The sequence below is a fragment of the Protofrankia symbiont of Coriaria myrtifolia genome (assembly GCF_900634755.1).
GTDB lineage: Bacteria > Actinomycetota > Actinomycetes > Frankiales > Frankiaceae > Protofrankia > Protofrankia coriariae.
The window spans coordinates 19145-34497 of record NZ_CAAAFS010000048.1 but is presented as its reverse complement, the minus strand read 5'-3'; the positions used below and the strand labels follow the sequence as shown (position 1 = coordinate 34497).

General features: G+C 70.5%; 13 protein-coding genes. 9 read left to right on the top strand and 4 right to left on the bottom strand.

Annotation, left to right across the window (positions count from 1 at the left end; genetic code table 11):
- A partial coding sequence (locus CM1CMNOD_RS02535) for a toll/interleukin-1 receptor domain-containing protein (RefSeq protein ID WP_131773817.1) occupies positions 1-355 on the bottom strand: 355 nt, incomplete at its 3' end.
- A gap of 840 nt (positions 356-1195) precedes the next feature.
- Here CM1CMNOD_RS02535 and CM1CMNOD_RS02530 point away from each other — a divergent pair.
- From CM1CMNOD_RS02530 to CM1CMNOD_RS02510, 4 genes are all read left to right on the top strand, one after another.
- Positions 1196-1657 (top strand): YbaB/EbfC family nucleoid-associated protein, encoded by a 462-nt coding sequence (locus CM1CMNOD_RS02530; RefSeq protein WP_013872107.1) that lies wholly within the window; start codon positions 1196-1198, stop codon positions 1655-1657.
- Positions 1658-1894: 237 nt separating this feature from the next.
- Positions 1895-2491, top strand: a complete 597-nt coding sequence (recR, locus tag CM1CMNOD_RS02520) for a recombination mediator RecR (RefSeq protein WP_043602845.1) — start codon at positions 1895-1897, stop codon at positions 2489-2491.
- 271 nt (positions 2492-2762) lie between these two features.
- The gene (locus tag CM1CMNOD_RS02515; RefSeq protein WP_013872105.1) at positions 2763-3218 is read left to right on the top strand and encodes a hypothetical protein; all 456 of its coding nucleotides are present in this window, start codon (positions 2763-2765) and stop codon (positions 3216-3218) included.
- Positions 3219-3391: 173 nt separating this feature from the next.
- Positions 3392-4672: a Fic family protein gene (locus tag CM1CMNOD_RS02510; RefSeq protein ID WP_013872104.1), complete on the top strand. Its 1281-nt coding sequence runs from the start codon at positions 3392-3394 to the stop codon at positions 4670-4672.
- A 35-nt stretch (positions 4673-4707) separates the two neighbouring features.
- Here CM1CMNOD_RS02510 and CM1CMNOD_RS02505 read toward each other — a convergent pair whose 3' ends face one another.
- Positions 4708-5712 carry a zinc-binding alcohol dehydrogenase family protein gene (locus CM1CMNOD_RS02505; protein ID WP_043604609.1) on the bottom strand — a complete coding sequence of 335 codons (1005 nt, stop codon included), beginning with the start codon at positions 5710-5712 and terminating at the stop codon, positions 4708-4710.
- Positions 5713-5825: 113 nt separating this feature from the next.
- Positions 5826-6410: a TerD family protein gene (locus CM1CMNOD_RS02500; protein ID WP_013872102.1), complete on the bottom strand. Its 585-nt coding sequence runs from the start codon at positions 6408-6410 to the stop codon at positions 5826-5828.
- A 305-nt stretch (positions 6411-6715) separates the two neighbouring features.
- Between CM1CMNOD_RS02500 and CM1CMNOD_RS02495 the strand changes: the two genes are divergently transcribed.
- Together CM1CMNOD_RS02495 and CM1CMNOD_RS02490 are read left to right on the top strand one after the other, a co-directional pair.
- Complete coding sequence (locus CM1CMNOD_RS02495; RefSeq protein WP_013872100.1) at positions 6716-7984, top strand: aspartate kinase; 1269 nt, start codon at positions 6716-6718, stop codon at positions 7982-7984.
- Positions 7981-9141 (top strand): aspartate-semialdehyde dehydrogenase, encoded by a 1161-nt coding sequence (locus CM1CMNOD_RS02490; protein WP_013872099.1) that lies wholly within the window; start codon positions 7981-7983, stop codon positions 9139-9141. Before CM1CMNOD_RS02495 ends, CM1CMNOD_RS02490 begins: the two co-directional genes overlap by 4 nt.
- A gap of 658 nt (positions 9142-9799) precedes the next feature.
- Here CM1CMNOD_RS02490 and CM1CMNOD_RS02485 read toward each other — a convergent pair.
- A complete protein-coding gene (locus tag CM1CMNOD_RS02485) occupies positions 9800-10003 on the bottom strand; it encodes a cold-shock protein (RefSeq protein ID WP_013872098.1) in 204 nt (67 codons plus the stop codon).
- 504 nt (positions 10004-10507) lie between these two features.
- Here CM1CMNOD_RS02485 and CM1CMNOD_RS22165 point away from each other — a divergent pair.
- The 3 genes from CM1CMNOD_RS22165 (at position 10508) to CM1CMNOD_RS02470 (ending at position 15243) form a co-directional block, all read left to right on the top strand.
- Positions 10508-12838, top strand: coding sequence for an SAM-dependent methyltransferase (locus CM1CMNOD_RS22165; protein ID WP_013872097.1), 2331 nt, complete (start codon positions 10508-10510; stop codon positions 12836-12838).
- Positions 12835-13890, top strand: a complete 1056-nt coding sequence (locus tag CM1CMNOD_RS02475; protein WP_013872096.1) for a hypothetical protein — start codon at positions 12835-12837, stop codon at positions 13888-13890. The genes CM1CMNOD_RS22165 and CM1CMNOD_RS02475 overlap by 4 nt, the downstream gene beginning before the upstream one ends.
- Before the next feature lie 375 nt (positions 13891-14265).
- Positions 14266-15243: an aldo/keto reductase gene (locus CM1CMNOD_RS02470; protein WP_050803659.1), complete on the top strand. Its 978-nt coding sequence runs from the start codon at positions 14266-14268 to the stop codon at positions 15241-15243.
- Positions 15244-15353: the final 110 nt, after the last annotated feature.

Below are 15353 nucleotides of genomic sequence, written 5' to 3'. Positions count from 1 at the left end.
CCAAGCCATCACGGGGGCAATCCTCAATTCGTATCGGGATGAGTTTCCGCTCGAACCCGTGAGGGTCACCACGCAGCGCTGCCTGCCACTCCTGCTGACCGTACACCGACTTCAGGTAGGCATTCGAGAGAAGCGCCAGGGTCCGCTCGGCCTGCTGGATACCTTCGTGCATAAGGCTGGCCCAGTGCGTGCCAGGGACGAAGTCCCAGGCTTGGAACAGCACCTGGTAGCCGACATCCTCCAACTGCCAGGAGATCCACTCCGCCCACTTCCGGTCGGCGGTGGTGTAGGAGATGAAGAAATCCCACCGCTGCTCCACGATGCCGCCCCCCGACCGGATAGATGGTGTCCGCATCACAGAGTGCCACAAGGCAAATCAGCTGACAGACGGCTGGGAAGGGTGCTCCATGGCTGTCGTGGCCGGATCAGCGCTGACACCGACGCACCGAACGGGATGCTGGTCCGACCGCACTGACCGGCGGGCCCGAGTCCGCGGTTCGTGGGCACACAGCGAAGATCGCTGAGATGAAACCGTGAGTCGCGGGCCTGCCGATCGAGAAGATCGGGCCCGCGGAGCCGGAAGTGAGGTAACACGACCTGTCCGACTATGACTGTTTTATGACTCTTCGCAGTGCACCGGAAACCGCGTCCACTCGATCGCCAAGAGTGACGGTCGATAGTGACCCAACGCAGCCGTGAACCGTCTGGCAGCCTTGCGGCTTGGGTACCAGCAGAGTCCCAGCCTGGCGCTGATCTGGCGCTTCGGCGACGAGCGCCACGCCGACTGCGCCCGCGACGGCGCGACTGAGTCGCGGACCGTCACCCTGCAGACGCCAGTCCCGTAGTCGTCCGGCTACAGGTTCCGACCAACTGCGAAGACCCTGTTTTATCCGGAATTACACGATTTTGCGCTGATATACACCCGCGATTCATATAGCGATCATGATAATGAGAGAACAAGTGGCTGTCACAGCAGCCACTTACATAACTCGTTCCGGCAGAGGGGGTACGGGAAGGGAGCGGGTCCATGTTGGTTCCGGGGCTGGCAGGCGGGGGACGGTCCCACCTGCCCGATGCCCGCCCGGAAGGGGCGGATGTCGGCGCCTTGAGATCCACCACTTGATGATCTATTTCCTGGGAGCCTGGTGGGCGTGGTCCGGGCTGCGGTGTCGGGGGGTGGACGTAGGCTCGTGGCATGTCGAACCCGCAGATACCGCCGGGCGCCGGGCCGAGTATCGGCCAGCTTCTTCAGCAGGCCCAGCGGATGCAGGCCGAGTTGCTGACCGCCCAGCAGGAACTTGCCGACGCCAGGGTCGACGGCACCGCCGGCGGCGGCCTGGTGAAGGCCACGGTGACCGGCGGAGGCGAGCTGGTCGATCTTGTCATCGACCCCGCCGCGGTGGATCCGTCCGACACCGAGACGCTCGCCGACCTCGTCCTCGCGGCGGTCCGGGACGCCGCCGACAACGCGCGCAGACGCGCCTCCGAACGGATGGGCCAGGTCACCGGCGGGCTCGGTGACATCCTCGGCGGGTTCGGCGGCCCTGGCGGTATCGGGGGCCTCGGCGACGTCGGTGGTCCCGGCCGAGCTGGTGGTGGCCCGGCGGGTCTGCCGGGCGGGTCAGGCCCGGGGTCGATACCTCCCGGCCTGGGATGACAGGCGCGCGATGAACGACTCGCAGGCGGGCGGGCAGGTGCCGCATGGACACGTGCCGGCCAGGCCCGCCGAAGGAACGCCCGCCGGAAGAACAGCCGTCAGAATGGCGATGGCCGGAACGCCCGGCTCCGGCACAACGGGCCCCACAACAACGGGCCCCACAACAACGGGCCCCACAACAACGGGCCCCGCAACAGCGGGCCCCACGACAGTGCGCCGCGGGACGGGTCGGTGACGATGTACGAGGGGATCGTCCAGGATCTGATCGACGAACTCGGCCGGCTGCCCGGCATCGGCCCTAAAAGCGCGCAACGGATCGCCTTCCACCTGCTTTCCGCCGACCCGGTGGACGTGCGGCGGCTGGCGGCCACGCTGAACGAGATCAAGGACAAGGTCCGCTTCTGTCGGACGTGCTTCAACGTCGCGCAGGCGGAACTGTGCCGGATCTGCGCCGACCACCGTCGCGATCCGGCGCAGATCTGTGTCGTCGAAGAACCGAAGGACGTCGTCGCCGTCGAACGGACCCGGGAGTTCCGTGGGCGCTACCACGTTCTCGGCGGGGCGATCAATCCGATCGGCGGAGTCGGCCCCGACGATCTGCACATCCGGGAGCTGATCGCCCGTCTTGCCGACGGAACGGTGACCGAACTGATTCTCGCGACCGATCCGAACACCGAGGGTGAGGTCACCGCCTCCTATCTGGCCCGGCAGATCGCTCCCATGGGTCTGAAGGTCACCCGGCTGGCCAGCGGCCTGCCCATGGGCGGAGACCTGGAATGGGCGGACGAGGTGACCCTTGGCCGCGCCTTTGAAGGCCGCCGCGTCGTCGCCTAGACAGTCGTCCTGACGCACGTCTGGACAATCCTTCGGACGAAGCCGGACGAAGGCTGTCCGAACGACACCGTTCAGGAGGGCCCGTAAGGCCGGATCCTCACCCGAACCCGTCAGTTCCCCGAACGGACGGTGGCCGGACGCGCCGGTGTGATCCTCCTCAGCACACGCATGCCGCCAGATACCCGTGACCGGTGCATACGTTGTTCTGGCCGGACAACGTGACCACCGGAAACCGTCACGAGATCCCATGAAGGTCAGGAGCACACGACCAATGATCATAAGTGCGCACGTGGGCGCCGGAGCACTGATCGGCACCGCACTGCGTCGGCCTCTTCCCGCATTTGCCGCCGGATTCGTCTCCCACCTCGCCATGGACATGGTGCCGCACTGGGGAGCCGGGCCGGGCCGAAGCTGGGTTCCGGTGGCCCGCCGCGACGGTGTGGCCGGGCTGGTCGCCATGGGCATCCTGACCGCGGCGGCGCCGCCGGGACGCCGCCTCGCGCTCCTGGCAGGCATGAGCGGGGCCTGCCTGCCCGACACTGACAAGATCGGTATCTACTTTGTCGGACGCAGCCCGTGGCCGCGCCGCTTCGACCGCTTCCACGGGCGTATCCAGCGGGAGTCCACCGACCTGCTGCCCCGGGACGTGCTCGTCGCCGCCGCGCTCAGCACGGCCGCCGGTGGGCTGCTGCACCTGCTGAGCAGGAGCAGACCGGCACGGCCGTGAAGGCCCGGCTGGCTCCTGCTCGCCGTGCGGCGCTCGCCGTACGGCACACGCCCCGGCCCCGCGCCCGGTCATTCACCTCTTCCAGGCAATTCATACGTCCCACTGGTCGTACCGCCGCTGCTGGCATGCTGAAAACACCGAAACAAAAACACTGAAAACAAAGGAATCCGGCGATGGGTCGATACGGGGAGCAGCTGTGGTCCCCGGATCCGGCCGCGCCGGCACGTGGACGCCGGGTGGGCGTGTACCGCCCCTACTACCCCGACCCGCTCGCCGCCAGCCCGCCGGCTCTCCCGAGGGATCTGCTCTCCCGGGCCACCGCCATCGAGGCCAGTATCCGTGCGCTGCGCGGCACGGCCACGGTGAGCCTGGAGCGGGCGGCCGGCTTCCTGCTCCGCTCGGAGGCCATCGGATCGGCCCGGATGGAGGGCATCCGCGTCGCCCCGCAGCAGGTCGCCCTGGCGGAGTTCGCCGCCACAGCCGCCACAGCCGCCACGACCGCCACAGCCGCCACTGGCACGGCCATCGAGGGTTTCAGCGTCAGCGCCCGCGAAGTCGCCCACACCATCGCCACGCTCCGCCAGGCGGTCACCGATGCCGCCCAGGGCAGGACGATCACGGTGAACGGCATCGTCGACCTGCAGCGCACCCTGTTGCCGGAACACCCCGGCATCGGCCCGCGAACCGTGCAGACCTGGCTGGGCGGAAGCGAGTGGAACCCGCTCGACGCCGCCTTCGTGCCGCCGCCCGCGTCCGCCGTCGAGGGGCTGCTGGCCGACCTTGCCACATACGCGTCCGACGGACGGCAGCCGGCCCTGATCCTGGCCGGGCTCGTCCACGCGCAGTTCGAGACGATCCAGCCGTTCGCCGACGGCAACGGACGGGTCGGCCGCGCGCTCATCCACTCGCTGCTGGCCCGGCGGGGGCTGCTCGGCCCGGCCGTGCTGCCGATCAGCCTCGTCTTCATGACCCGGTCGGACGAGTACGTGGCGGCGCTGACCACCTTCTGTCATGACGGCCCGCCGGACAGCGCGGCCGCCCACGCGGCACTGCGCCAGTGGTTCACCTTCTTCCTGGACGCCGCTGCCGCCGCTGTCGAGGAGACCCGCAGGTTCACCGTGGAACTGGCTGCGCTGCGCCGCTCCTGGGACGTCCGACTGTCGGCTTTCCGTAACCGAACGACCGCTTTTCGGAACAAACCGTGGGGGCCATCCATGTCCGACCAACTGCTGGCGGCCCTGCCCGAATTCCCGGTGCTCACGGAGGTGAGCGCGGCGCGGCGGCTGGACGTCCCGCCGCGGACGGCCCGGGCTGCGGCCGAAGAGCTTGTCGCGGCCGGCATCCTGCGCCGCCGGCAGATCGGCCGCGGCACCATCGGCTATCTCAGCCGGGAGGTGTCCGACCTGTTCAGCTCCGCCGAACGCCGGCTCGTCGCGTCCAGAAAACGCTCCTGACCGGCGGCCGCCATGCGCCAGCCGGACGGACACGCTCAGTCGGACGGGAACAGCACCGCGGCGCCGTTGACCCGGTCCGCAGCCAGGTCGACGAGCGCGTCGTCAGCGCGGTCGAGCGGATAAGGCGTGATCGTGACCGCCAGGCGGTGCCGGCCGGCGATCTCCAGGAACTCGTGGCCGTCCGCTCGGGTGTTCGCGGTCGTGCTGCGTACGGAGCGTTCCTGGAACAGATGCTGTTGGTAGTTCAGTACCGGCACGTCGGAGAGGTGGATGCCGGCGATCGACAGCGTCCCGCCCCGGTCGAGGGCACGCAGCGCGACCGGCACCAGATCGCCGACCGGGGCGAAGAGGACCGCGGCGTCCAGCGGCTCCGGCGGTGCCTCATAGGCACCGGACGCCGACGACGCGCCGAGCGAGAGCGCGAGCCGGCGGGCCGCCTCGGACCGGGTCATGACGTGCACCCGCGCTCCCTCCGCCAGCGCCACCTGCGCGGCCAGGTGGGCCGACGCGCCGAAACCGTAGATCCCCAGCCGGCCGCCGGGCGGCAGCTCCGCCCGGCGCAGCGCTCGGAAGCCGACAATGCCCGCGCACAGCAACGGCGCCAGCTCCCCGTCGGAGTAGCCGGCCGGCAGCTGGTAGGCGTAGTCGGCGCGGACGACGGCGTACTCGGCGTAGCCGCCGTCGGCGTCCCAGCCGGTGTAGCGGGACGCCGGGCACAGGTTCTCCGCGCCGCGCCGGCAGTAGCCGCAAGCGCCGTCGGTCTCCCGCAGCCAGGCGATGCCGAGGCGGTCACCGATGGCGGCCCCGTCGACGTCGTCACCGAGCGCGTCGACGTAGCCGACGACCTCGTGCCCGGGGATGGTGCCGGGCCGGCGTGGCGGCAGGTCGCCTTCGGCGAGATGCAGGTCGGTGCGGCAGACACCGCAGGCCGCGACCCGCAGCCGAACCTGGCCGACGGCCGGTTCGGGTACCGGGACGACCGCCCGGCGCAGCGGCCGGGCCGCGGCCGGAGCCGGTGTGGCGACCTGCCAACCGATCATCGTCGGTGTCATGTCCCCGATGTTCCCAGCTCCGGCCGGCACCTACCGGGCTTCGACGGGCAGCCCGCCGACCGACAGGGCCCGGACATCGGGCCCCTCGTACGTCGGTGCTCTCAGACGTTGACACCGTGGTCACGGGCGAGGCCGCTGAGGTCGTTGTGTCCCTGGCCGACCGCGCGGAACTTCCATTCGGCGCCGTTCCGGTAAACCTCACCGAAGATGACGACCGTCTCGGTGGAATAGTCCTCGGACAGGTCGTAACGGACCAGTTCGGTGCCGGTCTGGTCGACGACGCGGATGTAGGCGTTGCGCACCTGGCCGAAGTTCTGCTGCCGCTCCTGCGCGCCGTAAATCGACACCGGGACGACAATCTTGTCGATCTCGGCCGGCACCTGGCCGAGGGTGATGACGATCGACTCGTCGTCCCCCTCCCCCGCGCCGGTGAGGTTGTCGCCGGTGAGCTGGATGGCGCCGTCCGGGGACTTCAGATTGTTGAAGAAGATGAAGTACTGGTCGCTGAGGACCTTGCCGTCGGCCTTCACGCCGATGGCGGAGGCGTCCAGGTCGAAGTCGGTTCCGGTGGTGGTGCGGGCGTCCCATCCAAGCCCGACGGTGAGCGCGGTGAGCTGGGGCGTGCCCGCCTCGGCCGCCTGCTTGGTGAGGCTGACGTTGCCACCCTTGGCAAGGCTGATGGCCATGTGCAGTCATCCCTTCCGATCGGGCTCCGTCTGCTGGCGGGTCGTCCCGACCGATGTCCGACAATGGATTCCGGGAGAACCCTCGCACACGCGTGGTCACCCGGCCCACACCAGGTCGGGATTTGTACATGGCAGGTCCTGCCGCCGGCACGATCCGTCGATGACCGCAGCTCTTCCCGCATCCCGGCCCCGACGGGCCAAAAGCGACACAATCATGCTTTCACCTCCGGCGAAGCGGCGCATGGGACCGGCGCCTCCCCGAGCGACGGGACGGGCCGCCATGGGTCCCAAGTAACCTGGGACCCATGGCGCTCGTCGTGGCGAAGTTCGGTGGCTCCTCCGTGGCGGACGCCGACCGGATCAAACGGGTCGCCGAGCGGATCGTGGCCCAGCGCCGCTGCGGCGACGACGTGGTCGTGGTGGTGAGCGCAATGGGTGACACCACCGACGACCTGCTCGACCTCGCCGAGCAGGTCGCGCCGCTCCCCCCGGCCCGCGAGCTCGACATGCTGCTCACCGCCGGTGAGCGCATCTCCATGGCGCTGCTGGCCATGGCCATCTCGAACCTGGGCGCCGAGGCCCGTTCCTTCACCGGCTCCCAGGCCGGGGTGATCACCGACTCGGTGCACGGCCGGGCCCGCATCATCGATGTCACCCCGGGGCGTATCCGAAGTGCCCTGGACGAGGGCGCCATCGCGATCGTCGCCGGTTTCCAGGGCGTCAGCCAGGACACCAAGGACGTGACAACGCTCGGCCGGGGCGGCTCGGACACGACCGCCGTCGCGCTCGCGGCCGCTCTGAACGCCGACTTCTGTGAGATCTACACCGACGTGGACGGCGTCTTCACCGCCGACCCGCGGATCGTGCCGGACGCTCGCCGTATCGAACGCATCTCCTATGAGGAGATGATGGAGATGGCGGCCTGCGGGGCCAAGGTACTCATGCTCCGATGCGTCGAGTACGCACGTCGCTACACAGTCCCCGTGCACGTCCGTTCGTCGTTCTCGTCACGGCCGGGGACGTGGGTCACCGAGATTGCGGAGGCAGAGCTGGTGGAACAGGCCATCATCCGGGGAGTCGCGCACGACAAGGGGGAGGCGAAGGTGACCGTGGTCGGCTGCCCGGACAAGCCCGGGGTCGCCGCCGCGGTGTTCCGGGCGGTCGCCGACGCCGACGTCAACCTCGACATGATCGTCCAGGTCGGGTCGGTCGCCGGCAGCGGCCGGACCGACATCTCCTTCACCCTGCCGAAGACCGACGGCCGTAACGCCCTGAACGCGCTGGAGAAGGTCCGTGCGGAGATCGGGTTCGAACGGACCCTGTACGACGACCACATCGGCAAACTCTCCCTGGTCGGCGCGGGGATGAAATCGCATCCGGGGGTGTCGGCCCGGTTCTTCGGGGCGCTGGCCGACGCCGAGGTCAACGTGGAGATCATTTCTACCTCGGAAATCCGGATCTCGGTGGTCATCCGGGACACCGACCTGCCGGTCGCGGTGCGGGCCGTCCACGGCGCGTTCGAGCTCGGCGACCCCGACGGCCAGGCCGTCGTCTACGCGGGCACCGGCCGATGACCAGCGGGGCGCACGAAACGGCGACCACGGCGGCGGCGCCGGCGGCTCCGCTGCCGGCCGCTTCAGCGGGCTCGGCGGGCTTGGCGGGCTCGGCCCGGCGGCCGACGCTGGCGGTGGTCGGGGCGACCGGTGCCGTGGGCACGGTGATGCTGTCGTTGCTGGACGAACGTCCCGACATCTGGGGCGAGATCCGCCTGATCGCCTCGGCCCGCTCCGCCGGGCGCCGGCTGCGGGTCCGCGGCGAGGACGTCGAGGTGCTCGCGCTCGCGCCGGAGTCCTTCGACGATGTCGACATCGCCATGTTCGACGTGCCGGACGAGATCTCGGCGCGGTGGGCGCCAATCGCCGCCGCCCACGGGGCGGTCGCGGTCGACAACTCAGGAGCGTTCCGGATGGATCCGGACGTCCCCCTCGTCGTTCCCGAGGTGAACGCGGACGCGGTTGCCAACCGACCGCGCGGGATCATCGCCAACCCGAACTGCACGACGCTGTCGATGATCGTCGCACTCGGCGCGCTGCACCGCGCCTTCGGCCTTCAGTCCCTGGTCGCGACGTCCTACCAGGCGGCCAGCGGGGCCGGCCAGGCCGGTGTCGACACCCTCTACGCCCAGCTTGCCGCGGTCGCGGGCGACCGTGACCTCGGCCGGAACGCGGGCGACGTCCGCAAGGCGGTCGGCGCGGACGGGCTCGGCCCGTTCCCGGCCCCGCTCGCGCTCAACGTCGTGCCGTGGGCCGGTTCGCTGAAGGACGGCGGCTGGTCGTCCGAGGAAACGAAGATCCGCAATGAGTCCCGGAAGATCCTCGGGCTTCCCGGGCTGAAGGTGTCCGCGACCTGTGTGCGGGTGCCCGTCGTCACGACCCATGCGGTAGCCGTGCACGCGTGGTTCGCGCGGCCGGTCACGGCGGATGCCGCGCGGGCCGTGCTGCGCGCGGCGCCGGGTGTGGCCGTGCTGGACGATCCGGCGGCTGGCGAGTTCCCCACCCCGGCGGACGTCGTCGGTACCGACCCGACCTGGGTCGGCCGCGTCCGGCAGTCCCTGGACGATCCGCACGAGCTGGCTCTGTTCGTCTGCGGTGACAATCTGCGCAAGGGCGCGGCGCTCAACACCCTCCAGATCGCCGAACTGCTGGTGTCCCACGACCAGGTGCGGCGGTAGGCCCGGCCGGACGGCGGACGGCGGCAGGCCGGACGGCGGCAGGCCGGACCGGCATACCGGGGGAGGATTCAGCCGTGGCGCAGCCGGCAACACAGGCGCGGTGAAAACCGGGGAATCCGCCGCTGTCAGGCGTCCCGAGAACGCTGTTTTCACTCGATGTGACGCGACCCGGCCGGATGTGATTCCTGTCACGATACGACGGAAACGTCCGACAGGATCGGACAGTTAACACGATCGGTTCCGGAAAACAGAATCGCGGTGCCGCTCGACGGCAACGAACACGCCGTCGGGACGACGCTATCCGGGCGAAGACGTTTCTCTGGCGCACGCCCGCGACAAAAGGTGAACAAATATTCTGGTCGGCACCGGCGTCGGTGGACGATCCGGGTGGGATCGGGCATAACAGACATCATCCGCGGTCCACGGACACTCGGCCGGGATCCGCGCGGGTAGCCGACCGCCACCAGCCTGGCAGGCGTAAAGCCGGAAAGCACGGAAAGCGAATCGGCGGCGCGATTCGCGATGATTGGTGGTGATTCACCGAACCCCGAACCGCCTACACGCGCCAACAAGCAACGAGGGCCCGCCCCTGACAGCAAATGGCGGGCCCTCGTCCTATGACTGTGGAAGATATCTCGGAGTTACGTCCGTACGTGGCTCAGACGACACGAACAGCGTCAGCCTGCGGACCCTTCTGACCCTGGGTCACTTGGAACTCGACCCGCTGCCCCTCTTCCAGGCTTTTGTAGCCGTCCATGTCAATTGCGCTGTAGTGGACGAAGACGTCCGAACCGCCACCGTCCACGGAGATGAAGCCGAAGCCCTTCTCCGAGTTGAACCACTTCACCGTGCCCTGAGCCACGTGCCGTTCTCCCTGCTGGTGCAGTCAGGACCCACACCGCGCGGGCCCCGGACCGTCTGCCGCAGAAGAATTCTGCTTCTCCCGCGTCAGCGTTCGTCGTCGCCGCCCCTTGTAGACGTCAACTACCGAACTTGGCCATGGAAGACGCTACACGGCTACCGGCCACGGCGGGAGCCCTCCGAGCAAGGAAGTCCACTACATACCTCACGCACCGGGTGATGCCACAACATCCCAGGTAACCCACCGCAACCGCCAGCCAGGGAGCCGGACGGCCCGGTGAGGTCGCCCACACCCGCGTGTGCGCCCCGGCCCCGGGTGGGGGCCGGAACAGGCACGGTTGACCAAGCCCCCACAGCGGCGCATGTGCCCCAGCCGCAGGCGGACCCGGAGCGGCACGTCGGACGTCCCACACCCGCGCGGACGAGAGCGGTCCGTACGGAATGACTGCGGAGTCGGGACGACGCGCCGGACGAACCGTCGGCGCCGGGTTCTAGGGTTTCGGACGTGGCAACCCCGACCTCCGAGACGGCCCGCGCCCCCGATGTCACCAGCGGGCCCGGGACGGCCGAAGGCCCGTCGTCGGGCAGGACCGCGCTCCCAGCCGCCCGGGGAGCGACCAGCGCCACGGATTCGGTCACCCACCGTAAGATTCGCGGTGCCTTCTTCACGCCGACGGCGCTTTGTGATCATATCGTCACCTGGGCGCTCCGCGACCGGCAGGACAGCGTTCTCGAGCCCGCCTGCGGTGAGGCGGCGTTCCTGCTGGCGGCCGCCCGCCGGCTGCGGGCGCTCGACGCCGCCGCCGGCCACCAGCCCGACAGCAACCTCGACCGCCACCCTGGCTGCGACAACCATGGCGACCGGTCCCATGACGGTGGCCGTGACGAGCGTGGCCGTGACGAGCGTGGCAACACGGGCAACCTCGGCGACGAGGCGGGCCAGCCCCGCGGCAACCGCCAGGGCGGCCTGCCGTACCGCGTCCAGCTGCACGGCGTCGAACTGCACGCGCCGACCGCGTCCGCCGCAGCCATGGCCGTGACGGCGAGCGGCGAACGGGCTGAGATCACCGTCGCCGACTTCTTCGCCGTGCCGGCGCGGCCCGACTTCGACGCCGTCGTGGGCAACCCGCCGTACGTGCGATACCAGAAGTTCCACGGCGAAGCCCGTGGGCGCGCCCAGGTCGCCGCCGGACAGGCCGGTGTCCGCCTGACCAACCTGGCCAGCTCGTGGGCTGCGTTCACCGTGCACGCGGCCCGGTTCCTGCGCCCGGCCGGACGTCTCGGCCTGGTACTCCCGGCCGAGCTGCTGGCGGTGAACTACGCCGCGCCCGTCCGGCAGTTCCTGCTGGAACGCTTCCGGCACGTCCAGCTCGTGCTGTTCACCGAGCGGGTCTTCCCCGGGGTGCAGGAAGAGGTCCTGCTGCTGCTCGCGGAGGGCACCGGGCCGGCCGACCGCTTCGACGTCCACCAGGTGCGCGACCTGGCCGAACTCGCCGCCGCCGAGGCCGGGCACACCGCGGGCCCGGCCGGCGGCACGACACCGGGCGGGGGAAGCCCGTTCGACGGGGACCAGCCCGCGGAGCGGGCCGTGGGCCCGACCGGCGGTGTGGCGCGCCAGCGGGCACCGGGCCTGCCCACAGGTGTGGGCCTGCCCGCGGATGTGCGCCGGCTGGCGGCGGTGGGCCGGCCCGCGCTCCTGGTGCCGACCACGGCTGGCACCCCGGCGGCTGACGGGCCGCCGATGGTTACCGGGCCCTCCGCGGCTGACGGGCCGCTGGCAGCGGCCGCACCCCCGGCAGCGATCGCTTCCCCGACAGCGATCGCGTCGCCGGCAGCCGTCACGGCCGCGGCGGTGGTCGTGCACCCGGCGGCGGGCACGGGTGCACCGGCGCCCGAGCCGCAGGCCTCCTGGATGCCAGCGCTGATCAGCGTCGCCGCCCGGCAGGCCATGCTCGAGCTCACCATCGCCGGCCTCTTCGGGACGCTGGCGACCTGGGGTCGCACGACGCTCGGCGCGGTGACGGGCAACAACCGCTACTTCGCCCTCAGCCGGGAGCGGGCGGACGCGCTCGGCCTCGGCGACGACGAGCTCGTCCCGATCTCGCCGCCGGGCTCCCGGCACCTGCGGGCCCTCACGCTACGGACCAGCGACTGGCAGCGGCTGACCGACACCGGCCTGGCGACCCTGCTGTTCCGGCCGGGGCCGCGGCCGTCCCCGGCGGCCCGGGCCTACATCGCGGCGGGCGAACGTAACGAGGTCGACCTGGCGTACAAGTGCCGGATCCGCAGCCCCTGGTGGCAGGTCCCCCTCCCGGTCACGCCGGCGGACCTGCTGCTGACCTACATGAACGCGGACACCCCGCAGCTGGCGACCAACCGGGCCGGGGTGGCGCACCTGAACTCCGTCCACGGGGTCGTCCTCACCCCCGACCACCGGCGTGCCGGACGGGACCTGCTGCCGCTGGCCGCGCTGAACTCCGTGACGATGCTCGCCGCCGAGACGGTCGGGCGCGCCTACGGCGGCGGCATGCTCAAACTCGAGCCACGGGAGGCGGCCCGGCTGCTGGTCCCCGCCCCGGAGCTGGTCGAACGGCTGCGACCGCAACTGTCCGCGGCCCGCCGCGGCGTGCTGCGCGCGCTGGCCGCGGGACGGCTCACCGACGCGGTGGCAGGCGTGGACGAGGTGCTGCTCGTCGGCGGGGCCGGGCTGGGCCCCGCCGCCATCGAACAGATCGTGGTCGCCCGTCACGCCCTGTGGTCCCGCCGCCATGCCCGCGCGGGCCGTGCGGATGCGCCGCGTTCGGACCCGGAACGCTCGGGTGACGGCCCCGCGTGAGCCGCCGCCCGGACAAGCTCGTCGCCTACGAGCCGGTGCTCGCCCGTCATCCCCCGACGGATCCGTGGCGGCACACCGCTGGCGCGCGACCGTGCTACACGCCCGACTACGGCCTGCTCGGTGAGCTGCTGACCCAGCCGGTGCGCGGCGGCGAGGCGTCCGAGAGCGGCGCGTTCGCCAAGGGGATCGACGCCTGGATCGCCCACGAGCTGCGCCGCGCCGGGTTCGGTGCCGACGAGGTCTGGCCGAGGGCCAGCCAGCCGAGGGTGCTGCCGCGTGATGTGGCCGTGCTGCTCGACAAGCTGCCGAAGGCGCTGGCCGACGAGGTGCGCGCCCGGGTGGGCGCGATGCCGGCGGTGACACCGGCGGACGCGGTGATCCTCGGGCGCGCCTACGACAAGCAGGTCGACGTCGTGATCTCCCGCTGGGAGCGCGGCCCCGAGCTTCTGATCAGCACGAAGGCGCAGGTCTCGTCGTTCGGGAAGAACCTGCCGAACCGTTTCGAGGAGGCCTACGGGGACGCCGGGAACCTGCGGGGACGCTACCCGCTGGCCGCGGTCGGCTTCCTGTTCGTGCAGCGCTCGACGATCCTCGACACCGAACCGGACACGTTCGAACGGACCATCGACATGATCCGTAAGCTGCGCGCGGGCGCGGGCGTGCCGGGCGGCGTGGGCGTGGGTGCCGACAGCGGCGGCTACACCGCGACGGCCCTCGTCCTCGTCGAGTGGGACGACATCGCCGACGGCCCGGCCGCCGGCCCGGCGCTCGCGCCGTCGGGGGTGCGGGTGCGCCACGACGTCGTGCCAGCGGACGTGGCCGCGCCGCAGTTCTTCACCACACTGATCCGGCACATCACCGCCGTGACCCCGGTCGTCCACCACGTCCGCGTCCGGGAGCTGCTGGAACGCCGTAACCTGCCGGTCGCCGAGGCGGACGCCGACGCGCTGACCGCCGAGGCGAACACGGCCGCGGGCACCGACCCGGCGACGAGAGCGACCGAGCCGACCGGCCCGCTCATGATCGATGTGCCGCTCTTCCCTGATCTCTGATTTTGATCTCCGGGACGACCCCGAGTGATCTTTCTCGGGATCGCATATGCGAATCTCACTCTCAGTAAGTAGAACGCATGTCAACTGGATAATCATGACACCATCAAGAACACGACGGCCGCCTCCCCGGATGCTTTCATGCTTGTGCAGGCGTTCGCGCGCAGGCGCTCAAAGTCCATAGTCAGTCGCCGGAACAACACAGTCAGCCACCGAACATCGGGTGGCACCTCCCAACCGGGTGGCGTTATCGGCCGGATGGTGGCATCGGCCGACCAGCGATGACGGTTGGTGAGGTCGGTCGCCCTGAGTCCCGATCTCGCATGGGGGTAGGCAGTGACAGTGACCCTTCCTACGACATCGTTCGGCACGACCGGCATGAACATCACCCGGGTCGGCTTCGGGGCCTGGGCGATCGGAGGCACCGGCTACGCCTTCGGATGGGGCGCCCAGGACGACGAGGAGTCCGTGGCCGCCATCCGGCACGCGGTCGCCTCCGGGGTGAACTGGATCGACACCGCGGCCGGATACGGCCTCGGGCACTCCGAGGAGATCGTGGCCCGCGCCCTGGCGGGCATCGCCGAGGCGGACCGTCCGTACGTGTTCACCAAGTGCGGGCTGATCTGGGACGGTTCGGCGCCCGGCGGTGGCGCCTTCGCCCAGGTGGGCGCCGCCGACTCGATCCGGCGGGAGGTCGACGCGTCCCTGCGCCGGCTCGGTGTCGAGCGGATCGACCTCTACCAGCTGCACTGGCCGCCGCGGGACGGCACACCGGCCGAGGACGCCGTCGCCACACTGCACGAGCTGCGCACAGCCGGGAAGATCCGTTCGGTGGGCGTGTCCAACTTCGGCGTCGACCTGCTCGAGCGCGTCGCGCCGGTGGGTGGCGTGGAGACCCTGCAGCCACCGTTCTCCGCGATCAGGCGGGAGACCGCCGCGGAGATCCTGCCGTACTGCGCCAAGCACGACATCGGCGTCATCGTCTACAGCCCGATGCAGGCGGGCCTCCTCACCGGCTCCTGGTCCGCCCAGCGTTCGGCCACCCTGCCGGCCGACGACTGGCGGCGCCGGTCACCTGACTTCACCGGTGAGTCGCTGCATCGCAACCTGGCCCTCGCCGACGTGCTGCGCGGCGTGGCAAAGCGGCATCAGGTCAGCGTCGCCGCGGTCGCCGTCGCCTGGACCCTCGCCTTCGACGGGGTGACCGGCGCCATCGTCGGAGCGCGCCACCCGTCCCAGGTCGACGGCTGGATCGCGGCCGCCACCCTCACCCTGACCGCGGACGATCTCGACGACATCGAACTGGGCATCGACCGCCTCGGCGTCGGCTCGGGGCCGTCCCGGCCGATGTGGTGACGGGCACCTCCTCAAGGCCCGCGGGCATGTGAGAGGAACGGGCCCGGCGGATGGATCATCAGGCCATCCACCGGGCCGTCGGATCATCCGTACCGTTTCCCGCCGCTGCT

Excerpts from the sequence above, each read along its gene's own strand:
- CM1CMNOD_RS02530 (WP_013872107.1), top strand. The coding sequence starts at position 1,196 with ATGTCGAACCCGCAGATACCGCCGGGCGCCGGGCCGAGTATCGGCCAG.
- recR (WP_043602845.1), top strand. The coding sequence starts at position 1,895 with ATGTACGAGGGGATCGTCCAGGATCTGATCGACGAACTCGGCCGGCTG.
- CM1CMNOD_RS02515 (WP_013872105.1), top strand. The coding sequence starts at position 2,763 with ATGATCATAAGTGCGCACGTGGGCGCCGGAGCACTGATCGGCACCGCA.
- CM1CMNOD_RS02510 (WP_013872104.1), top strand. The coding sequence starts at position 3,392 with ATGGGTCGATACGGGGAGCAGCTGTGGTCCCCGGATCCGGCCGCGCCG.
- CM1CMNOD_RS02505 (WP_043604609.1), bottom strand. The coding sequence starts at position 5,712 with ATGATCGGTTGGCAGGTCGCCACACCGGCTCCGGCCGCGGCCCGGCCG.
- CM1CMNOD_RS02500 (WP_013872102.1), bottom strand. The coding sequence starts at position 6,410 with ATGGCCATCAGCCTTGCCAAGGGTGGCAACGTCAGCCTCACCAAGCAG.
- CM1CMNOD_RS02495 (WP_013872100.1), top strand. The coding sequence starts at position 6,716 with ATGGCGCTCGTCGTGGCGAAGTTCGGTGGCTCCTCCGTGGCGGACGCC.
- CM1CMNOD_RS02490 (WP_013872099.1), top strand. The coding sequence starts at position 7,981 with ATGACCAGCGGGGCGCACGAAACGGCGACCACGGCGGCGGCGCCGGCG.
- CM1CMNOD_RS02470 (WP_050803659.1), top strand. The coding sequence starts at position 14,266 with ATGAACATCACCCGGGTCGGCTTCGGGGCCTGGGCGATCGGAGGCACC.